Annotated in this window: 18 protein-coding genes; 10 read left to right on the top strand and 8 right to left on the bottom strand. The window is 63.6% G+C overall.

The window, feature by feature from the left end:
* Positions 1–39 precede the first annotated feature (39 nt).
* Positions 40–714: an ankyrin repeat domain-containing protein gene (locus tag PAQ31011_RS02770; protein WP_150574366.1), complete on the top strand. Its 675-nt coding sequence runs from the start codon at positions 40–42 to the stop codon at positions 712–714.
* Positions 715–780: 66 nt separating this feature from the next.
* Here the strand turns inward: PAQ31011_RS02770 and PAQ31011_RS02765 are convergent, their stop codons facing one another.
* From PAQ31011_RS02765 to otsB, 3 genes are all read right to left on the bottom strand, one after another.
* Positions 781–1,599, bottom strand: coding sequence for a crotonase/enoyl-CoA hydratase family protein (locus tag PAQ31011_RS02765; RefSeq protein WP_150574365.1), 819 nt, complete (start codon positions 1,597–1,599; stop codon positions 781–783).
* A gap of 92 nt (positions 1,600–1,691) precedes the next feature.
* Positions 1,692–3,110 carry an alpha,alpha-trehalose-phosphate synthase (UDP-forming) gene (gene otsA, locus PAQ31011_RS02760; RefSeq protein WP_150574364.1) on the bottom strand — a complete coding sequence of 473 codons (1,419 nt, stop codon included), beginning with the start codon at positions 3,108–3,110 and terminating at the stop codon, positions 1,692–1,694.
* Complete coding sequence (otsB, locus tag PAQ31011_RS02755) at positions 3,107–3,982, bottom strand: trehalose-phosphatase (RefSeq protein WP_150574363.1); 876 nt, start codon at positions 3,980–3,982, stop codon at positions 3,107–3,109. Before otsB ends, otsA begins: the two co-directional genes overlap by 4 nt.
* Before the next feature lie 389 nt (positions 3,983–4,371).
* Between otsB and PAQ31011_RS02750 the strand changes: the two genes are divergently transcribed.
* Positions 4,372–7,014 (top strand): PepSY domain-containing protein, encoded by a 2,643-nt coding sequence (locus PAQ31011_RS02750; RefSeq protein WP_150574362.1) that lies wholly within the window; start codon positions 4,372–4,374, stop codon positions 7,012–7,014.
* Between the two features lie 107 nt (positions 7,015–7,121).
* Entirely contained in the window at positions 7,122–7,406 is a 285-nt protein-coding gene (locus tag PAQ31011_RS02745) for an acylphosphatase (protein WP_150574361.1), read from the top strand.
* Between the two features lie 87 nt (positions 7,407–7,493).
* Here PAQ31011_RS02745 and PAQ31011_RS26845 read toward each other — a convergent pair whose 3' ends face one another.
* A complete protein-coding gene (locus PAQ31011_RS26845; RefSeq protein ID WP_150574360.1) occupies positions 7,494–9,137 on the bottom strand; it encodes a methyl-accepting chemotaxis protein in 1,644 nt (547 codons plus the stop codon).
* A gap of 383 nt (positions 9,138–9,520) precedes the next feature.
* Here PAQ31011_RS26845 and PAQ31011_RS02735 point away from each other — a divergent pair, with 383 nt between their 5' ends.
* Positions 9,521–11,173 carry a hybrid sensor histidine kinase/response regulator gene (locus PAQ31011_RS02735; protein WP_174989890.1) on the top strand — a complete coding sequence of 551 codons (1,653 nt, stop codon included), beginning with the start codon at positions 9,521–9,523 and terminating at the stop codon, positions 11,171–11,173.
* Positions 11,174–11,211: 38 nt separating this feature from the next.
* Here PAQ31011_RS02735 and trhA read toward each other — a convergent pair whose 3' ends face one another.
* The 3 genes from trhA to PAQ31011_RS02720 all read right to left on the bottom strand — a co-directional run bounded on the left by trhA (position 11,212) and on the right by PAQ31011_RS02720 (position 13,216).
* On the bottom strand, positions 11,212–11,877 hold the full coding sequence (trhA, locus tag PAQ31011_RS02730) for a PAQR family membrane homeostasis protein TrhA (protein ID WP_150574358.1): 666 nt from the start codon (positions 11,875–11,877) through the stop codon (positions 11,212–11,214).
* 65 nt (positions 11,878–11,942) lie between these two features.
* The gene (locus PAQ31011_RS02725; protein WP_150574357.1) at positions 11,943–12,497 is read right to left on the bottom strand and encodes a peroxiredoxin; all 555 of its coding nucleotides are present in this window, start codon (positions 12,495–12,497) and stop codon (positions 11,943–11,945) included.
* A gap of 224 nt (positions 12,498–12,721) precedes the next feature.
* Entirely contained in the window at positions 12,722–13,216 is a 495-nt protein-coding gene (locus PAQ31011_RS02720; RefSeq protein ID WP_150574356.1) for an Lrp/AsnC family transcriptional regulator, read from the bottom strand.
* A gap of 172 nt (positions 13,217–13,388) precedes the next feature.
* On the opposite strand from PAQ31011_RS02720, the gene ilvB reads away from it, so the two are divergent.
* From ilvB to astA, 6 genes are all read left to right on the top strand, one after another.
* Positions 13,389–15,221: a biosynthetic-type acetolactate synthase large subunit gene (gene ilvB / locus PAQ31011_RS02715; protein WP_150574355.1), complete on the top strand. Its 1,833-nt coding sequence runs from the start codon at positions 13,389–13,391 to the stop codon at positions 15,219–15,221.
* Positions 15,222–15,434: 213 nt separating this feature from the next.
* Positions 15,435–16,214 (top strand): basic amino acid ABC transporter substrate-binding protein, encoded by a 780-nt coding sequence (locus PAQ31011_RS02710; RefSeq protein ID WP_217424831.1) that lies wholly within the window; start codon positions 15,435–15,437, stop codon positions 16,212–16,214.
* Between the two features lie 151 nt (positions 16,215–16,365).
* The gene (locus PAQ31011_RS02705) at positions 16,366–17,118 is read left to right on the top strand and encodes an amino acid ABC transporter permease (RefSeq protein ID WP_039398029.1); all 753 of its coding nucleotides are present in this window, start codon (positions 16,366–16,368) and stop codon (positions 17,116–17,118) included.
* Positions 17,102–17,824, top strand: coding sequence for an amino acid ABC transporter ATP-binding protein (locus PAQ31011_RS02700; RefSeq protein WP_150574877.1), 723 nt, complete (start codon positions 17,102–17,104; stop codon positions 17,822–17,824). Before PAQ31011_RS02705 ends, PAQ31011_RS02700 begins: the two co-directional genes overlap by 17 nt.
* Before the next feature lie 200 nt (positions 17,825–18,024).
* Positions 18,025–19,266 carry an aspartate aminotransferase family protein gene (locus tag PAQ31011_RS02695; protein ID WP_150574354.1) on the top strand — a complete coding sequence of 414 codons (1,242 nt, stop codon included), beginning with the start codon at positions 18,025–18,027 and terminating at the stop codon, positions 19,264–19,266.
* Between the two features lie 120 nt (positions 19,267–19,386).
* Entirely contained in the window at positions 19,387–20,529 is a 1,143-nt protein-coding gene (gene astA / locus PAQ31011_RS02690; protein ID WP_150574353.1) for an arginine N-succinyltransferase, read from the top strand.
* A gap of 28 nt (positions 20,530–20,557) precedes the next feature.
* Here the strand turns inward: astA and PAQ31011_RS02685 are convergent, their stop codons facing one another.
* The gene (locus PAQ31011_RS02685) at positions 20,558–21,520 is read right to left on the bottom strand and encodes a Csu type fimbrial protein (protein WP_174989888.1); all 963 of its coding nucleotides are present in this window, start codon (positions 21,518–21,520) and stop codon (positions 20,558–20,560) included.
* Positions 21,521–21,522: the final 2 nt, after the last annotated feature.

The raw sequence follows: 21,522 nt of genomic DNA, 5'->3' as shown, positions 1-21,522 counted from the left end.
CTTTTCCCGAATTTCCCGGACGACCGACAGGAGCCTCCGATGCGTAAATTTTCGATGATCCACGTCTTCACGCTGCTGAGCGTGTTGTGGCTGACGGCATGTGCTACGGCCGCGACCTCCAATACGTCGCTGGTCAAAGCGGTGGTGTTCGACGACACCAAGGCCGTGCAACAGGCCCTCAAAGCGGGTGTCGATCCGAATACGCGCGACGAGAAGGGCGATCCGCTGCTGGTGATTGCGATGCGCGAAAAGTCTGTGGGCGTCGCCAAACTGCTCATCGACGACAAGCGTACCGATCTGGATGCCACGAATCACGCGGGCGAGAACGCCATGATGATCGCGTCGCTGCAAGGCCTCACGCCGATGGTGAAGCTCCTGATCGACAAGGACGCCGAGGTCAACAAGAAGGGCTGGGCACCGTTGCACTACGCGGCGACGAACGGTCATGACGACATCGTGCAAATGCTGCTCGATGCGTCGGCTTACGTCGATGCGGAATCGCCGAACGGCACGACGCCGCTCATGATGGCAGCGCGCGGCGGCCACATCAGCACGTGCAAGGTGTTGCTCGACGGTGGGGCAGACGTTCGTCTCGCGAACCAGTTGAAGATGACGGCCATCGACTTTGCGAAGCAGGCCAATCAGAAGGAAATTGCGGACGGTCTGAGCAAGCGTCTGGCGCAACTGCCGCCGCTGCCTGCACCGGCCCGATAAGCGCCCCTTTGATATACCCGCTGCCCCCGGGATCGCCGGGGGCAGTTTCGGGGCAGTTTCGGGGCACTAAGGCGTCTTGTGCGGCGCGCCGTGCCTGCCGGCACCGGCGAGAAACGCCCGGGCACCGGCGACGCCTTCCGAGAACACAACCTCGTGTCCGGCAGCCCCTTCCTGACGTAGCGCGGCGTCCAGCGGCAGATCCCACTGTGCGTAGGCCGCCCGGCGGTCAGCGCGCAGTGCGCCTTGCGGTAACTCGGCAAGCTGATGCGCCAACGCAATCGCGCCGTGACACGCCATGCCTTCCGGCACCAGCCGGTTCACCAGTCCGATCTCGAATGCCTCCTGCGCGCCCACTGCGCGGCCGGTCAGGATCATGTCGAGCGCGCGGCTCATGCCGATCAGCCTTGGCAGACGAACCGTTCCCCCATCGATGAGCGGCACCCCGAAGCGTCGGCAGAACACGCCGAACGTGGCGGAGTCGTCCGCGACGCGCAGGTCGCACCATAGCGCCAGCTCCAGTCCGCCCGCCACGGCATGACCCGTGACCGCCGCAATCACAGGCTTGTCCAGATGACGCCGCGTAAGACCCATCGGGCCATCGCCGCTGCCGTCGGGCGTCACGTCGTTGCGGCGTTCGGGATCGTCGAAGGCGGAGAGATCCGCGCCGGCGCAGAACGATGCCCCCTTGCCGCAAAGCACCGCGACGCTTGCGTTCTCGTCCTGTTCGAAGGCGAGGAGCGCGTCGCGCAACGCCGCCGCCATGGGACGGTCGACAGCGTTGCGACGGGTCGGGCGGGCAAGCGTGATGAGCGTCACCGGCCCGTCGGTCTCGACTTCGACGAGCGGGGTGTCGGCAGGGGGTGAGGTGTGGCTCCGTTGGCGCATGGCATGCCTCCCGTGGGCGTCGTGCACGGCCGTCCTGCACGTCCTACGTTTTGCCCGAATCCGTTTGCGTCGGACCGGTGCAGGACCGGCAGTCAGGCCGCGGCGGGTTGTGCGCAGCGCAACAAGGCCGGTGTCGCGGCCGCGGGCGCGCGCAGATCGGTAATGAATCGGTCGCGCCACGTCGACAGGTTGTGCTCGCGCAAGGTACTCATCATGCTCTCGTGACGCGACTGACGCTCGGACAGCGACATGTTCAGCGCCGAGCGCAGGGCTTCGGCCATGCCGTCGATGTCGTAGGGATTCACGATCAGTGCGCCGTCGAGCTCCTGTGCCGCCCCTGCAAAACACGACAGCACCAGCACGCCCGGGTCGGCCGGATCCTGCGAGGCGACGTATTCCTTGGCGACGAGATTCATGCCGTCGCGCAACGGCGTGACGTACCCCACCTGCGACGCGCGGAAGAACGACATCAGAACTTCGTGATCGTAGCGCTTGTTGATGTAGCGTAGCGGTGTCCACGCCAGGTCCGAGAATCGGCCGTTGATATGACCGGCCTGCGTTTCCAACTGACGCCGGATTTCGCCATAACCCGCCACGTCGGAACGGCTCGGGGGCGCGACCTGAACGAAGCTCACCGTTCCTTGCTGGTTCGGCCACAGCTCCAGCAGTCGTTCGAACGCGCGAAAGCGTTCCAGCATCCCCTTCGAATAATCCAGACGGTCCACGCTCATGATGAGCTTGCGTTCCTGCAACCCTTGCTTCAGATCGAGGATGTGCTTGACGGTCGCGCGTGCGGTCGCCTGTTTCTGAATCTCGTCCGGATACACGCCGATCGGATAAACACCCGTGCGCAGGGTCCGTCCGTACGCGGTGATCGTGCCGTCGCTGCCCAACGTGGCCCCGGCGTGCCGGACCAGATAGTCGGTGAAGGCGGTGCGGTCCGTCTCGGTCTGGAAGCCGACCAGATCGTACTCGCACATCGCGCGCACGAGCGCCTCATGCGGCGGCACCGTCATCAGGACTTGCGGTGACGGGAACGGAATGTGGAGAAAGAAGCCGAGCCGCTGCTTCAGCCCGATCTGACGGCACGCCTGCGCGAAGGGCAGCAGATGGTAGTCGTGCACCCAGATGAGATCGTCTTTCTTGAGGAGCGGTGCGAGCAGCGCGGCGAAGCGCGCGTTGACATGGCGATAGCCGTTGTAGTCGTCGCGTTGATAGCGCGTGAGGTCGTCGCGGTAGTGAAACGTCGGCCACAGGGTCGCATTGGAGAAGCCGCGGTAGTACGTGTTGTAGTCGCGACGGGTGAGCGGCACGGTGGCGAAGGTAACGTTGTTGCGATGCGCGATCTCAGGGGCGGTGGCGGGTTCCGCGTCGATCTCGCCATTCCAGCCGAACCACATGCCTCCGGTGTCCTTGAGCGCATCGAACACGCCGATGGCCAGGCCGCCGGCAGTGGGTTTGCCCTCGGTCATGGGCGCAACCCGGTTCGATACGATGACTAAGCGACTCATACGTCTGTCTCCTGTGAAGGTTGAGGCGGGGCCGGGGAGGTGTCTCCGTGCAGCGTGAGCAGCCAGGCGGTGAGCGCCTCCGGCGAAGGAAGCCGATACTGCGCGCAGGTCTCTCCGTCCCCGATCTTGATCGTGATGCCACCCAGCGCATTCACGTCCGCAAAACCGGCCTCGTCGGTGAGGTCGTCACCGGCAAAGAACGGCGTTCGACCCGCAAACGGGGCCTCGTTCAGTAGTGTCGTAATGGCGCGGCCCTTGCTGACATTGCGCGGGCGCAATTCGAATACGAGCTTGCCCGGCTGTAGCGAGAACCGGTCGGCGTGCAGATCGGCCAGCGCACGCATGGTGTCGCGCGCCACACCGGCCAGTTCGGGCGCGCCGCGATAGTGCAACGCCAGTGCACAGCCCTTGTTCTCGAGTAACAGCCCCGGATGCTGCGCGACCAGCGCTTGCAGCGGTGCGGCCATGGCGGCGATGCGTTCGGTGTCGGCGGCGTGGCCTTCAGCACGCGCGAGTTTGCCGTCTGCATGACGAATCTCCGCACCATGCAGGCCCGCAGCCGGGACATGCAGCGGGGCGAGCAGGCCGTCGATGTCATCGATGGCGCGCCCCGACACGACAGCGACTGCACCTTTCGTACGCTCGATCAGGCGGGTGAGCACACGAGCCGTGTCGTGGGGCAATTTGACCGCGTCCGGACGCGCCGCCAGCGGTGCCAACGTGCCATCCAGATCGAAGAAGAATGCCACCGTGGCAATGTTCACGGCGTGCTGCTCAGGCGGTCGGGCGGCGTACGCAGGCGCAGACGCTGCTGATGAGGGGGCCGTTGGCGTCACGCTGGTGACGGGCGGGGAAGACGTGGTGGGTTGCATGGCTCTCCGTCGCTGTCGTGCCGCGGGGCGACAGGTCGTTCCAGGGCCAGCAGGAGGGCTAGGGATTGGGCAGACGAGGCGTGACGCGCGGCGGTATTTGAAGGGCGGGAGCGCGGACATCCGCGCGGGATGTATTCATCCTAACCGCTCAAAAAGCGACAAGGCGTCGTCCGATGTATGAAATTCCTGTCAGATGACACCTACAGGGGCCGCGGCGGACATTTCACGTGGTCTTCAAGACGAAGAAAGGTAAGTAGGTATTGAATATGAGAATCGTTTGCAATAACATTCGATAATTGCCGCATAGTGCTCCATCCGGGGATTGCGGCACGGCACACCTGCCACGCACGCGCCACCACCGGCGCACGGACGTGCGTCGGACGACAACAATGATGAAAAGACTGTGGTTTCAACTGCACTGGTTCTTCGGCATTACGGCCGGGCTGGTGCTTGCGGTGGTTGGCCTGACCGGCGCGCTGCTTTCCTACTACGAAGAACTCACCCGAGCCTTTAGCCCGGGTGTCATGACCGTGGCCGTGCGCGACACTGCGCCTTTGACCGTTCCCGAACTTGTCGCACGCGTGCATGAGGCCGTACCGGATCGCCGCATTTTGCTGATGACGGTGATGCGTAATCCGGAGGACGCCGTCGGTGTGCGGCTCTCCATCGGTGATGGCACGCGCGGCGAGACCTATTTCGTCGATCCGTATACCGGACAGATGCTCGGCCGTTCGCAGGCCGATGTCGTTTTCCGCTTCATCATGGACATCCATCGTTTCCTGACGGTGGACGGCATCGGCAAGCAGATCACGGCGGCTGCAACGTTGCTGCTGTTCCTGCTCGCGCTCAGTGGCCTGTATTTGCGCTGGCCGCGCCGGATCGGCAACTGGCGTGCGTGGTTCCATATCGATTTCAAGAAGCAGGGACGTCCGTTCCTGTGGAATCTTCACGCCGTGATCGGCACGGTCGTGCTGGTGCCGTATCTCTTGTCGGCGACGACGGGCCTTTATTGGTCGTACGACTGGTGGCGCGGCATGCTGTTCTCGATGGCCGGTGTTCAGCAGCCTGTGCGGAACAAACAGCCCGAAAAGCCGAAGATGGCGAAGCAGGGCGATGCGAATGCCAAGGGCGAGCGCAAGAAGGCGCTGCCCGATCTCGCGTCGACCTCCGCAGACGACATGAGCACCGTGTGGGACAGCTTCGTCGCGCGCGTGCCCGATTACACGAAGGTCTATCTGCGTCCGTCGCAGAAGCCGGGTGGTCCGCTGCAAATGACATGGCTCGACAAGTCCGTGCCGCATGAGCGTGCGTTCAGCCGGATGGACATCGAGCCGTTGTCGGGCACGATTCGTAACGAAGAGCGTTACGCGCAGAAGACGACCGGCGGCCAGTTGATGACGAGCATCTACGCGCTGCACCGTGGCAGTTTCTTCGGGCCGGTGGGCATCGTCGTCATGATGCTCTCGAGCCTGATGATGCCGGTGTTCTTCGTCACGGGCTGGATGCTTTATCTCGACCGGCGCAAGAAGAAGCGTGCGCTGGCGGCGTCGCGCCCGGCGCAGGGTGCCGATGGCGTGAATGGCGCAAACGGTGCAAATGGTGCGAATGGCGTGAAAGCACCGTCGAGCGGCGGTTCGTTCGCTGACGAAGGCGTGTTGATTGGATACGCAAGCCAGAGCGGCGTGGCCGAAGGTCTCGCCTGGCAGACGGCCGGTATGTTGCAAGGGGCCGGTGTGCCCGCACAGATTCAGCCGTTGGCGCGTATCGGACAGGCCCAGCTCGGCGCGGCCAAGCGCGCGCTGTTCATCGTCAGCACGTTCGGCGACGGCGAGCCGCCCGATAGCGCCCGTCGTTTCTCCCAACAACTGATGAATCAGGCAATGGCGCTGCCCAAGCTGCGCTTTGCCATGCTCTCGCTGGGCGATAGTCATTACGACACCTTCTGCGGTTTCGGCCGCAAGCTCGATGGCTGGCTGCGTGCGCAGGGCGGCGTGGCGGCGTTCGAACCGATTGAAGTCGACCGCGGCGACCCGGGGGCCTGGGCAAGCTGGCAAGAGCGTCTGGGCGAATGGCTCGGCCGTCCGCTGGTGGCGACGAAGGCAGAAGACAGTCCGCGCTTCGCGTCCTGGGCGCTTGCCGAGCGCGAAGTGCTCAATCCGGGCAGCACCGGTTTGCCTGCCTACCATCTCGCGTTCACACCGCCGCAAGGCGCGCAGTGGGTTGCGGGCGATCTGGTCGAGGTACTGCCGCGCCATACGGCCGCACGCATCGACGCGTTCCTCGCGGGCAGCGTGTGGGCGTCGGATGTTCGCGTGAGTGTGGCGGGGCGCGAGGCGTTGCTGGGTGAGGCGCTGCGCGAGCGCGTGCTGCCCGACGCTGCACCGCCCGCTGGCGTCGACTTGCAGGACTGGCTCGAACGTCTGGCACCGCTGCCCGAGCGTGAGTATTCGATTGCGTCGACGCAGGACGAGGGCAATCTGATGCTGCTCGTTCGCCAGACGCGCAATCTCGACGGTACGCTGGGGCTGGGTTCCGGCTGGCTGACGGACGGCATGGGGCTGGGTGATAGCGTGACGATGCGCGTGCGTCCGAATCCGGGCTTCCACGGTCCGGCAGACGCGCAGGGCATGATCCTGATCGGCAACGGTACCGGACTCGCCGGGCTGCGTGCCCATCTCTCGGCGCGCATCGCCAAGGGCCAGGTTCGCAACTGGCTGATCTTCGGTGAGCGTCAGGCGAGTCACGATGCCTTCCACGACGCGACGTTGCGCGCGTGGCAGGCGCAAGGCGGCATCGCGCGTCTGGATCGCGTCTATTCGCGCGATCAGGCCGAGCGGATCTACGTGCAGGACCATGTCCGCCGGTCGGCGCAAGAGATTGCTAGATGGGTGGCCGATGGCGCTTCGATCTACGTCTGCGGCAGCCTTGCGGGCATGGCACCCGCGGTCGACGCCGCACTGGCCGAGGCCATCGGCGCGGACGTTCTGCTGGACCTCTCGGCACAGGGACGCTATCGCCGCGACATCTATTAGACGTCTACCGGTGGTGTGCTAACGTAGTGAAAGGGCTCGATATTTATCGGGCCCTTTTTCCATCGACGCATCGACGCATCGGCACATCGGTGACTGCAGGAGGCGCAATGACGACAACGTGGCAAATCGTGGTGCACGGGCTGGTGCAGGGCGTGGGGTACCGCGCGGCGTGCGTGGTCGAGGCGCGCAGGCTCGGTCTGGCGGGATGGGTGCGAAATCGTCGCGACGGCACCGTGGAAGCCATCGCTCAAGGCGAGGCTGCGCAGTTGCTGGCGCTGTGCGAATGGATGCGTGAGGGGCCGCGAGGGGCGCAGGTGTCGTCGTGTGACGTCGACAAGGCGTGGGTGGCAGAGTCGCCGCTCAAAGGTTTCGAGCAGCGCGCCAGCATCTGACGTTTCACCACACCTGTAGCATTCGAAGGCCCCGCCGCGAGCCCACCGAAGCAACGGCGGGCAGGGCGGGGCGGTACCTCAGGACTTTTAGGCGGCGAGTGCTAACGCGCCCGGCGCGCCGACCGAAGCCGTGCCACCTGCGCTGTGCGACGGCGCATGGCTGGCCTCGTGCGACGACAAACGGAACAGCGCCACCGATTCGCGCAGGCGTGCGGCCTGCGTTTCGAGCGCGGCTGCGGCGGCCGAGGCTTCTTCGACGAGCGCCGCGTTCTGCTGCGTCATCTCGTCCATCTGCGTGACGGCCATGTTGACCTGCTCGATACCGCTCGACTGCTCTACGCTGGCAGCGGAGATCTCGCCCATGATGTCGGTCACGCGTTTGACGGACTGTACGACCTCCGCCATCGTCGATCCGGCACGCTCGACCAGACGCGTTCCGACCTCCACCCGATTGCCCGACGCTTCGATCAATCCCTTGATTTCCTTGGCGGCCGACGCGCTGCGCTGCGCCAGCGTGCGCACTTCACCCGCGACCACGGCAAAGCCGCGACCCTGTTCACCCGCACGTGCCGCTTCGACGGCTGCGTTCAGCGCCAGGATGTTCGTCTGGAAGGCAATGCCGTCGATGACCGTGAGGATGTCCGAGACCTTTTGCGAGGCTTCGGCGATATCGCGCATCGTCGTCACGACTTCCTGAACGACGTCGCCGCCGCGCGAAGCGGTTTCCGAGGCCGTTACGGCCAACTGGCTTGCGGCGCGTGCGTTCTCGGCATTCTGTTTGACGACGGCGGTCAGCTCTTCCATGCTCGCGGCCGTTTGCTCCAGCGACGACGCCTGCGATTCCGTGCGACGCGACAGGTCGGCATTGCCGTCGGCGATCTCGCGGGCGCTGCCGTGAATGGCTTCCGTGCTCTCGCGCACCGTGCCGACCGTGCTGGCCAACCCGTCGCGCATACGACCGAGTGCGCCGAAAAGCTGGCCCATCTCGTTACGCGTGCGTTGCTCGATGCGCTGACTCAGATCGCCGGCGGCCATGCGCTCGAAGTACGCAATGACCTCGCGGATCGGGCGCAGGACGGCGCGTGCCAGCATGGCGCGGCCCCACAGGGCAAGCAGCAGCGCGAAGACGAGCGTGGCACCCATGGCGATGCGCATGACGTTGTAGCGTTGCTGAGCGGCGTCGTAGCGCGCTTTCTGACGTGCGACCTGGATGTCCTGAAGCTCGCGCATGAGCGAATCGACACCGTTATAAGCGGCCGGTGCGACGCGTGCCTGAATTTGATGGAAGCCGGCGACATCGCCTTGCTTGAGTGCGTTGAGCGCGGGCGTGATCACCTTTTCGAAAAAGGCCTTACGCTTTTCGTCGGCCGACTTGGCCAACTCCGCTTCGTGCGCATCTTCTTTGGGACGTTTCAGATAATCGTTCCAGAGGGCGTCCGAAGTGGCGATGTACTGGGTGCCTCGTTTGAGGACTTTGTCCGATTCTTCGGGGTTGGCTCCGAGGCTGACGTACGACGCATAGGTCGCCATCGACAGGCGGGTCCGGAGAATTTGCTCGCCGGTTCCCTTGAGTTCGGCCAGGGCGGGGGTATCTTCCGTGGCCATCTTGCTCAGGGAATCGTTGCTGGAGCCGAGCGCCCAGAGGCCCAGCACGCTGGCGAGGACGAGAAGTGCACCAAGCAAACCTAGGACCAGTGTCAGGCTGGCCCGAATCGTAATGTTCTTATACATATTGATCGATGGATTGAATGCCCAGGCCGCGCCAGGAGATTGCGGGCCTCCCCGTCCATCGGTGAGTGCAAGACAGGGCATAGGGATTATCGGCATATGAGAAGCAGAACTTGAGCCATTCGGCCTCGGGGGATTCCGAAAGTGGGCGTGCGCGGGAAAAAGTTCGGAATTTGCGCAGTCGCAAATGTCATGCAAACGGCCAGACTTAAAGGCTGTTTCACTTTCTTCAGTACGCCGAAGCGCGTGAATCGTGATGCGGCGTCAATGACCCGATGAATCCCGACAAATTCAAGTTCAGAAACAGAAGTGATGGACGTCATGCCAACCCCGCAAGCCCCGATTCGCAGGCGTATGAATCGGAGGGTGATTGCCTCCCGGAAGGCTTGGTAAGGAACGCTGCCGAATGTGGCTCGGCAGACGCCGGCACGTTCCGCATGGCGCTGGTGCACGAGTTGCGTGCGCCACTTCAGGTGTTGCAGGGGCATCTCGATGCGCTGTGGGACGACGCTGGGGAGTTCGCTGGGGCGGTAGATGCTTTAGGCGCGGTAGGCGCAGTAGGCGCAGTAGGCACGTCCGCGCCGCGCGAACGGCTGGGCAACATGCGAAGCATGCTCGACGTGCTCGCCGGGGCCGTGGACGATGTCCTGTCCCTCGGACAGGACGACGTGACGCAGTTGCCGCTGCGAGAGTCGGTGTTCGAGGTACGCCAGAATCTCGACGCCGAAGTCGATGCCTTTGCCGAGTTGGCGCGTCGCAAAGGGCTCGATCTGACGTGTGAGATTGCAGACGCAGTGCCCGTCTTTTTGTGGGGCGACGGCGCGCGTCTGCGCCAGATTTTGCGTGCGTTGATCGACAACGCGTTGAAGTACACCGTGTTCGGTGGTGTCGCGGTGCGGGTCGCGTGGGCGTGCGAGGCGGGGGAGGATAGTGCCTATCTGCCTGCTGACGATGACACCGCCCGCGCCCCGCATCTCACCATTTGCGTCACGGACACGGGGCCGGGCATTCCGGCAGGGATGGAAAACGCGGTTTTCGCCGCGTTTTCGCGCGAGCAAACGTCGGTGAAGGGCACGGGGCTTGGGCTTTGGGTCGCGCGACAGTGGACGTCGCGTCTGCGGGGCACGCTCTGTGCCGAGCCGTGCGCGTCCGGTGCGCGATTCCGATTGTCGGTGCCACTCGCTTTGCCGGGGGGCGGTGCGGAGGTCGAGACCAGGGATGACGCGCTGGCCGAGCGAAGGGCAACGTTGCCGAGGGCACCGACGCAGCGGCCCGACAAAGAGGTCGTCGAAGTGGCCGTGCGTCCCGGATTGCAAGCGTTAGTCGTAGACGATCACGTAATGAATCGGAGGATTCTGGCGGATCAGTTGGCGTCGCTGGGATGTCACGTCGCCAGTGCGCAAGACCTGACAGACGCGCTCGTGCAATGGATTGCGCTCGACGTCGATGTCGTGCTGACTGACGTTCACCTCGAAGGCGTGAGCGGTCTGGCGCTGGCGAAGACACTGCATGCGCTCGCCCCGATGCTGGGCCGTCGTGAGCCGGTCGTATTCGCGGTGACGGGTTCGGTCGTGGAGGCGCGTGCCGCCCGGGAAGCTGGGTTGGATGGCGTGTTGACGAAGCCGGTTTCGCGTCAACGACTGTCGCAAACACTGGCGGTGCGGTGGCCTGCGTTGACGCAGGGCGAAGACGATCTCGTGCCCGATGTGATGCATCGCGACGTCAGCAACGCGACATCGGAGGCGGTCCTGCCGTTCAGCCACGAGAACAGTTCACCGAAATCGCGGTCGGCGCTAAGGGATGACCCCTACGCGCGCCGCATGATGCGAGATGAAATGGCGAAGGATCTAGCCCGCTTTCGCCGTCTGCTGGCGAGGCGCCGTCGCGAGGACTTCGAAGCTGCTCAGGGCCTTATTCATCGCATGCGGGGCGCGTGCCGCATGTTCGGCGATCCTGAGTTGACCGAGCGATGCGACCGGCTCGCCGAAAAGCTGGCGAGCTGCCGGTGCACCGCGCTGGGTCAGGGGGACGACGGGTGATCGGAAAGGATGAGAGGGATCGGGAAGGTCGAGAGGCGTCAGATATAGCGCCAAACGGCGAGGTAATGACAGACGGTGCCGCCGATGGCGAAGATGTGCCAGACGAGGTGCCCGAACTTGATGTGTCCGTCGAGCGAATAGAAGATCGCCCCGACGGTGTAGGCGGCACCACCGGCATAAAGCCATCCTGCACCGGGGCCGGGAATGGCGGCCAGCACCGGACCGGCGACCAGGACGGCCATCCAGCCTAACCCGATGTAGAGCAACGTCGAGACGAGCGGGCGGTCGAGCCAGCCGAGCGACTTGGCGACGAGCCCCGCGATCGCCATCGTCCAGACGCCGGTGAGCAAGGGCCAGCCCCACGGGTCGTGCAGGATCTTGACGGTGAAGGGCGTGTAAGTGCCGGCAATGAAGAGAAAGATGGCGCAATGGTCGACGCGCATGAACACGCGTTTCGCCCGGCCGTCCGGCAGCCCGTGATACAGCGCGGATGCAAGATAGACCACGACCATCGTGACGGCGAACACGCCGATGCCGATTTGCTGCACGGTGCTCGGCATCGGCGGGCGTACGGCGGTGAAGAGAAACGGGATCGCTGCGAGCGCGGCCAGACAGGCGAGGCCGTGGCTGAGGCTGTTGGCGAGTTCTTCGCTGCGGGTCTGCGCGCGGGCGATGGTCCTCGCCGTCGGTGTAGCCGTGGTCATGCCGTCCTCATCGGGGAGTCGTCAGTGATGCCAAAGTGATGCGCTTGTGATGCCTCAGTGATGCCTCAGTGATGCGTCTCGTGCCACTTGCGAACGGCAGCCATGGTGTTCTGGACATGCTTGTCCGGATCCATGCTGACGTAGCTGTAGATCACTTTACCGTCGGGGGCGATGACGTAGGAGATGCGATTGGCGATGTCTGGTTTGAGGGCGAGTACGGCGTCGTACGCCTTCATGATCTTCTGATCGGTGTCGGCGGCCACGGCAAACTTGCTGCGGCACTCGGACACGGAGAACTTGTTGAGCGTGTCGATGTTGTCGTGCGAAACGCCGATCACCGTTGCACCCATCTCCTTGAACTTGTCGGTTGCCTCGGCGAAGTCATGCGCTTCGATCGTGCATCCGGTAGTGAACGCAGCGGGGTAGAAGTACAGCACGACGGGGCCTTGCTTGAGGGCGTCCGCGAGCGAGAACGTGAAGACTTTGCCGCCGAGCGAGGCTTGCGCCTTGAAGTCCGGCGCCGCTGCACCATCCTTCAATGCGGCATGGGCGGGGATCATGCACCAGGCCGTCACACCGACGATCGCGGCAGCAGCGGTCATTCCTAACCAACGTTTCATGCGAGGCTCCCGAAGTGGATGCTTAAGGATAGAGGCTTGCGGGGGCGCTGTCCAACGTGCGTCGCGCCGTTCACACGGGCTTTTGCGCCCAGCGAACTGGCGAACCGAGCGATGTTTATCAGGACGATCAACGGGTACCTGCTGTTTAGCGAGCGGCCGACAGTTTACGGTTGGCTCTGTGACATGAATCTGTCAGTACTGCGTCATGAATGGTGCGTGTTGCCTTACGCGGCATTGCCATGCGCGCCGGGCTGGCCGCTGCCGATCGGTAGCACCGTGGTGGACTTGATCTGCGAGAGCGCAATCATCGAGTTCACTTCCTGCACCATCGGCAGTTGTGAGAGCCGCTCGAAGAAGAACCGCTCGTAAGCGTCGACGTCGCGCGTGACGATGCGAAGCAGAAAGTCGACGTTGCCCATCAGCACATGACATTCCAGGACTTCGGGAAAGTCCTGAATCGCCTTGGAGAACTCGGGCAGTGCGTTGCGATTGTGTCCGGCGAGTTTTACGTGGGCAAACAACATGACGTTCAGCCCGACCTTCTTGCGGTCGACCAGTGCGACACGCCGCTCGATCACACCTTCGGCGTCGAGCCGGTCGATGCGTCTCCAGCATTGCGACTGCGAGAGCCCGATGCGCTCGCCGATCTGCGCGGCGGAGAGTGAGGCGTCTTCCTGCAAAAGTGCGAGGATCTTTTCATCGAATTCGTCAATTTGCATGATTTATTCCTCTTCGTAGGTAAATTTGAATGAATCATGTGAAATTGACGGGATTTTGTCAACGATACGCGAAGCATTTACCTGTCGATCCCCGTAAACTTCATCCCTATTAGTGATATTCGCCGCAACAATCCCCTTCCGTTCGACTGAATCAGCAGGAAAACACGTACCCATGAAACTCGATTTGACTCTGCCCGCTGCCGAAACCGCGACCGGTGCCGTCGCCCAGCCCGTTGCTCCGCTGTCTGCCAAAGGCGCAGACCTCATTGCGCGCACGCTGGTCGATATTGGTGTCGATACGGTGTTCTGCTACCCGGGCGGGGCCAACCTCGAAATGCTCGATGCACTCTCGCGCGTATCGATCACGCTGGTGCGTACGGAGCATGAGCAAGGCTCCGTCTTTGGGGCGCAGGGCTATGCGCGTGCGACCGGCAAACTGGGCGTTTGTCTCGCGACGTCCGGTCCGGGGGCGACCAACCTGGTGACGGGCATCGCCGATGCCGCGAGCGATTCGGTGCCGATCCTGGCGATCACCGGCAACGTCGCCACGCACTGGTTGGGCAAGAACGCCTTCCAGGAAGTCGATATCGTCGCGATTACCAAGCCCGTCACAAAGCTTGCGCGTCAGGTGCGCGAAGCACGTGACATCCCGGCCGCACTGCGCGAAGCGGCAGCGTGTGCGCTGGCCGGACGTCCCGGCCCGGTGTTGCTCGACTTTCCGAAGGACATTCAACAGGCACGTCCCGATCAGCCGACGGACAAGCGTTTTACGTCCGCTGTGCCTGCGGGGATGAGCGACGAGACGGCGCAACGCATTGCCGCATTGCTCGCGCAGAGCGAGCGACCGGTGCTCTACGCCGGTGGCGGCGTGATCGCGTCGGGGACGAGTGCACAACTGGTCGCGTTGGCCGAAGCGCTCGACTGTCCGGTCGCCCTCACGATGATGGGACTGGGCGCGGTGCCCGACGATCATCCGCTGTTGCTCGGCCCGCTGGGCATGCACGGTGCCTATGCGGCGAACGTCGCGGTCAACGAGGCCGATCTCGTGCTGGCGCTCGGCGTGCGCTTCGACGACCGGGTGATCGGTGATCCGGCGTCGTTCGCGCGTCACGCGAAGATCGTCCATATCGACGTGGATGCCGCCGAAATCGGCAAGAACAAGCCGGTCACGCTGGGCGTGCATGCGGATCTGCGTGACGCGTTCACCGGACTGCTGGCGCACGCCAAACGTCGTGACGTTCCGGCATGGCATACGTATCTGCGTGAGCGTCGCAACGCCCACCCGCTGCGTGCACCTCAAACGGCAGGCGAGACGGATGCAGGCAAGGACGCCAGTGTGCTGACCGGCGTGGACGTCATCGCCGCGCTGGCGGCGCTGCTGCCGCCGGAAGCGGTGGTCACGACAGGCGTGGGGCAGCACCAAATGTGGGCCATGCAGCACCTGCGTTTGCGCGAGCCGCGCACGTTCCTCTCCAGCGCCGGATTCGGCACGATGGGCTTCGGTTTGCCGGCGGCCATCGGCGCGAAGGTCGCGTTGCCGACCGTGCCGGTGATCGATATCGACGGCGACGGCAGCCTGAATATGTCCGTGAACGAGCTGTCGACGTGCCGCCGTTACGGCCTGGGCGTCAAGGTGCTGGTCATCAACAACCAGTGGCTGGGCATGGTGCGGCAGTGGCAGGACATGATTTATGCGCGCAACCGGGTGGCGTCGTCGCTGGTCGATCCGAACGTGCCCGATGGCGCAGACGACGGCCGTCCGTACCCGGACTTCGTGACGATTGCCGCCGGATATGGCGTCGCAGGCGCACGTGTCACCCGTGCCGAGGAATTGCCTGCCGCACTGGCGCGCATGCTGGCGGACCCGAGCGAGCCGTATCTGCTCGACGTGCTCGTCGCCCGCGAAGACGACGTCTACCCGATGATTCCGGCGGGTAAAACGTATCGCGACGTTGTCTTCGGACCGGGGCAGGCCGCCGGGCCGATTGCTGCGGGCGCATTCTGAGTTTGCGCGACGGCGCTTGCGCCCGGGCAGCGCCGCAGGCGTCGCTCGGGATCGGTCTCGCGCCCGCGCAACCAGACATTTTCATCCCGTGAGAATTCGCCTTCACGTCGCGAGATCGCAACTAGAAAACCCGCTTCGGCGGGTTTTTTACGTTTCAAGGGCGGCGAGGAGTATCATTGCGCTCTTTCAAGAATTCTCGCCAAGGAAATCAATATGTTGACGAAGCGCCTGGTGCTGGCTGCCGCCTGTATTCTGACGACCTTCGCCGCGCTGCCGGCAGCGCAGGCCGCCGATCCGACCTACACCGTGGGTGCAGGCGGCACGTATCGTCCGTTCGAGTTCGAAACGCCGCAAAAGGAACTGGTCGGCTTCGATATCGACATCATCAAGGCGATCGGCAAGGCTGGCGGTTTCAACACCAAGCTGGTCAGCACGCCGTGGGAAGGCATCTTCGCCACGCTCGATCAGGGCGACCGCGACATCATCATTTCCGGCATCACCATTACCGACAAGCGTCGTGAAATGGTCGACTTCTCGGCCCCGTACTTCCCGGCCGATCAGGTCATCATCACCTCGCCGGGCGCGAAGGTCGCCGGTCTGGCCGATCTGAAGAAGCTGCAGGTCGGTGTGGTCAATTCGAGCACGGGCGACATCGCCGTTTCGGAAGAGCTGGGCAAGGCCAGCACCGCCATCCGCCGCTTCGACAACACGCCGCTCATGCTCGAAGAGCTGTATCGCGGTGGTGTGGATGCCGCCGTGGGCGACGTCGGCGTGATCAAGTTCTATATCAAGAGCCATCCGGAAAAGCCGTTCAAGCTCGTCTACGACAACAAGTTCAAGCGCCAGTACTTCGGTATCGCCGTGAAGAAGGGCAACAAGGTCGCGCTCGACAAGATCAACACCGGTCTGAAGAAGATCGTGGCTGACGGCACCTACGCCAAGATCTACAAGCAGTGGTTCGACGCTGACGTCCCGACCCTGCCGCAACAGTAATCAACGCGTGTAAGATTCGCGCCACGCGCGCCAGAGATTCTGGCCACTCGCGGCCCGTGAGCTGATCGTCAATAACGACGTCAACCCCCGGGCCGCGAGCGTTTTTCTGCCGGTCGGACCGGTCCGTTTCATTTTGTGAGAAAGGTGCTTCATGGGTGGGTTCCAGTGGAACATCATCAGCGAATACATGCCCCTGTTCGTCGAGGGCACGCTGATGACGCTCAAGTGCACGGTGATCTGTGTGATCGCCGGCACGTTACTTGGGCTCGTGCTTGGCGTTGGCCGTCTGGCCGAAGCGCGTCACGGTTTCTATAAGTATTTCCTGCGCTACGCGGTGCAATTCCCCGTGCGCTTCTACGTCAGCTTCTTCCGCGGCACGCCGTTGTTCGTGCAGATCCTGCTGATCCACTTCGCGTTGATGCCGCTGCTGATCAACCCGTCGGGCGGCCTGCTCGTGAGTGGCGATTTCGCCCGCGAAATCCGTTCGCAGTACGGTGCGTTCATGTCGGCCGTGCTGGCGATCTCGCTGAACGCCGGCGCGTATGTGTCGGAAATCTTCCGCGCCGGTATTCAGTCGATCGACCGCGGACAAGCCGAAGCGGCCCGCTCGCTCGGCATGACTTACATGCAGACGCTGCGCAAGGTGGTGCTGCCGCAGGCGTTCCGCCGCATGCTGCCACCGCTGGGCAACAACGCGATCGCCATCGTGAAGGACTCGTCGCTCGCATCGGCCATCGGTCTGGCCGAACTGGCGTACGCCGCACGCACGGTGTCGGGTGCCTACGCGCGCTACTGGGAGCCGTATCTGACGATTTCGCTCATCTATTGGGTGATCACGCTGGTGCTGTCGGCATTTGTTCAACATCTTGAAACGAGGTACGGCAAAGGTGATCGTCGTCAATAACCTGCAAAAGCAGTACGGCGAGGCGCACGTACTGCGCGGCATTTCCTGCCGCATCGAAGAAAAGGAAGTCGTGTGCGTGATCGGACCGTCGGGTTCGGGCAAGAGCACCTTCCTGCGCTGCCTGAATGGCCTGGAAGACGTGAGCGGCGGCGAAGTGCTGGTCAACGGCTTCCACGTGGAAGATCCGAAGACGGACATGAATGCCATGCGCGCCAGCGTCGGCATGGTGTTTCAGCGCTTCAACCTGTTCCCGCATATGTCGGTGCTGGAGAACCTGATTCTCGCGCCGATGCAGGTCAACGGCATCAAGCGTGACGAAGCGGTGACCATCGCCGAACAGTTGTTGAGGAAGGTGGGCCTGATCGAGAAGATCGACGCCTTCCCGAATCAGCTCTCCGGCGGTCAGCAGCAGCGTGTGGCGATTGCCCGCGCACTCGCCATGCAACCGACGGTCATGCTGTTCGACGAACCGACCTCGGCGCTCGACCCGGAACTGGTGGGCGAAGTGCTGGAAGTCATGAAGTCGCTCGCCGAAGAAGGGATGACGATGGTCGTCGTGACCCACGAAATGGGTTTTGCCCGTGAAGTCGCCGACCGCGTGTTCTTCATCGATCAGGGCGTGATCATGGAAGAAGGTCAGCCCGAGCAGATCTTCACGGCGCCGAAGCACGAGCGCACGCGCGAATTCTTGCGCAAAGTCTTGTAATTCTCATGATCGCGGTGCGCGCAGAGGTATATCCGCGCGCCGCATCTGATTACAATGCGAGGGTACGCGCGCCGAGTGACTCCGCACATCGGCGCGTCGCAGGCACCCTGAGCGCCCAGCCAGGTTTTTTCACAGGGCAGTGACCTTTGTCCGGGCCTGCCCCGCAATCGCAGATTGCACTCCGATTTCACGAGGTAGTCATGAGCCAGCAAATCGCTGTGACCCGCCAGACGTTCGACGACGTGATGGTGCCCAATTACGCTCCTGCCCAGATGGTGCCCGTGCGCGGCGAAGGCTCGCGCATGTGGGATCAGCAAGGTCGCGAGTATGTCGACTTCACCGGCGGTATCGCGGTCAACGCGCTCGGCCATGCCAATCCGGAACTGGTGAAGGTGATCGAAGAGCAGGCCCGCAAGGTCTGGCACATCGGTAACGGTTACACCAACGAACCGGTGCTGCGTCTGGCCACGGCGCTCACGCAAGCGACGTTCGCCGACAAGGCGTTCTTCTGCAATTCGGGTCTCGAAGCGAACGAAGCCGCACTGAAGCTGGCGCGCCGCTACGCCTACGACCACGCCGCTGAGCGCGGTGGCAAGGAAAAGAGCGAGATCATCTCGTTCTACAACTCGTTCCATGGCCGTTCGCTGTTCACCGTGAGCGTGGGCGGTCAGGCCAAGTACACCGAAGGTTTCGGTCCGATTCCGACCGGCATCATGCATCTGCCGTACAACGATCTGGAAACCGTCCGCGCGACGATTTCGGACGCTACGGCCGCTGTCATCGTCGAGCCGGTGCAGGGCGAGGGCGGCGTGCTGCCGGCCGATCCGGAATTCCTGAAGGGGCTGCGCGAGCTGTGCGATCAGCACGGTGCGCTGCTGATTTTCGACGAAGTGCAGACGGGCGTCGGTCGCACCGGCACGCTGTATGCCTACGAACAATACGGCGTGACGCCGGACATCCTGACCACCGCCAAGGCGCTGGGCAACGGCTATCCGATCGGCGGCATTCTCACGACGAGCAAGATTGCTGCGAGCTTCTCGCCGGGCACGCACGGTTGCACGTACGGCGGCAACCCGCTCGCGACGGCCATCGCCGGCCGCGTGCTTGAGCTGATCAACACGGCTGAGACGCTCAACGGCGTGAAGGCGCGTCACGATCATTTCATCAAAGGCATCGAAGCGATCAACGCGCGTCATGGCGTGTTCGATCAGGTGCGCGGCATGGGCCTGCTGATCGGTGCCGTGCTCAAGCCGGCGTTCGCCGGTCGTGCCAAGGACATCGTCGTCGAATCCGAGAAGAACGGTCTGATGCTGTTGGTGGCGGGCGGTGACGTGGTGCGTTTCGCGCCGTCGCTGAACATCCCGTTTGCCGACATCGACGCCGGTCTCGCTTCGCTGGAGAAGGCGGTCGCCACGGTGGCCGCCACGGCGAAGGCTGCTTAAGAAGGCCGCGTAAGCGCGCGACGAACGTATCAAGACCTGCGCCCATGCACAGGACTTCGGGCCGGACCGACGGATGACGTCGCTCCGGCCCTTGTTTTATCCAACTCTCGGGATGCTTCCATGACGCGTCAATCGAAAGCGACGGCGACCTCCGGTGTATCTGCTGCGGCCTCCCCCGACGACATCGTCGCGAATTCGCTACGCGTGGTGCGTCTGGCGCGTCCCGGCGATCTGCCCGCGCTCCTTGCGCTGGCGGCGCTGGCTGGCCCCGGAATGACGTCGTTCAAACCTGACCGGGCAGCGCTCGAAGCGCGTCTGGCGCGCGTGGCGGCGACCGTCGAAGGGCATGCACCTACGGCGGAGCAGGGCTACCTGTTCGTGATGGAAGACGTCGACACGGGCGAGATCGCAGGGGTTTGCGGGCTGGAAGCCGCCGTCGGTCTCGACCAGCCGTTCTACACTTATCGCAAGGACACGATTGTCCACGCGAGCCGGGAGCTGAACGTCTGGTCGCGCATGCTGACGCTCTCGCTCTCGAACGACCTCACGGGCTACAGCGAACTCTGCTCGTTGCTGCTCGACCCGAAATGGCGCGGTCATGGCAACGGCGCGTTGCTGTCCAAGGCACGCTTTCTGTTCATGGCGCAATTCCCCGAGCGGTTCGGCCCGTACGTGTGCGCCGAGTTGCGCGGCTTCTTCGACGACGAGGGGCAGAGCCCGTTCTGGCAGTCGCTCGGACAGCACTTCTTCAAGATCGACTTCGATCAGGCGGATTACCTCACGTCCATCGGCAAGAAGTCATTCGTGGCGGAGCTGATGCCCAAGTACCCGATTTACGTCGACTTCCTGTCGCCGCAAGCGCAAGCCGCCATCGGCGTGACGCACCGCGACACGCTTCCCGCCCGGCGTCTGCTGGAACAGGAGGGCATGCGCTCCGGATCGCACGTGGACATCTTCGACAGCGGGCCGGTGCTCGAAGCGCGCGTGGCCGATTTGCGCGCGGCGCGCGACAGCCGCTACCTGACGGCGAACGTCGTCGCGACCACGGGCGATGAGGGCAGCCCCGTACCCGCGACGCCGAACGCGGAACCGTATCTCGTGGCGTGCCTTGGCCTCGAAGGTTTTCGTGCAACGCTTGTAACCGGTCGCCCCGAGCGCCGCGCGTTCGCCCTCAGCCCGCAGGCTGCGCAGGCGTTGGGCGTGAAGACAGGCGATCGCCTTCAGGTCTTGCCGCTCAAACCGCCGCGGGCCGAAGCGGTCTGACCTTGCCCGGCGCCGTCGCCGCATCACTTCAGAACTGAATCGTCGCCGTGACCGTGTCGGTATAGACCCCGGGGGCTGGCGTCGATTGCGATGGCACACGCGCGTAGATCGGAATGGACTGCACGAGCCCCGTGCCGGTGCCGGTCAGTTGCGACGTCCCCGATGTGCCGTCCCCCCAGATCGTGGCGTAGCCGCTGTCCAGATACAGCTGATAGGCGACGCTCGACGTGAGGCCTGTCATCGTGCGCGACGTGACCGTCCCTAGCAGTCCGCCCGACAGACTCACGCGATACGCGTCGTTCTTCGTGCATTGCACCGAGAGTTGCCCGCTGCTGGTGACAGGGCTGGCGAGCGCCGATTGCGTGGCGAAGGTGATGTTGGCAGCCGCGATGGTGCAGTTGTTGATGACGGTAACGTTCGCAGTGAACGGCGAGCCGGGCGCGGCTGTCATGGCCGTGCCGCACGCGGGCGCGGGCGAAAGGGCGGCATAGGACGCGTATTGCAGCGAAGTATCCGTCGACGCGAACGCCCGTGTGTAGACGGTGTTGCTGCTGCCGGTGGTGGGCACCGTCGTTTGCGACGCCGCGATCCTGCCGTAGAAGTTCACATTCTGAGTGACCGTACCGCCGAGCAGTGGCCGCGCCATCGTCAGCGAGATCACGCTGCTCGTGCTGCTGCCCCACGCGTTTGAGTACGCAGGATCTGTGAAGAGTCCGAAATTGATGGCATTAGCCGCATTCGTCAACGTGAGCGGTTGAGTGGCATTCAGCGCGAGACAGAGTTTGACGTTCGGATTGCCGGTGAGCACAGGCCAGTTGCATGACACCGGGATCGTACCGGTCGCCGAAAGCGCGAAGCCCGAGATCGGACTGAACGCGGCGAACGCAAGCGTTGGCGTGCCGACGGAGCACGTCTGTGCCAGCGCACTCAGCGACATCGAGAGACAGCCCGCCGAAATGGCACAGTGCCGCGATACGAGGCGAAGAGGCATCG

This window comes from Pandoraea aquatica (assembly GCF_902459565.1).
GTDB lineage: Bacteria > Pseudomonadota > Gammaproteobacteria > Burkholderiales > Burkholderiaceae > Pandoraea > Pandoraea aquatica.
This window is presented reverse-complemented; position numbering and strand designations above follow the sequence as displayed.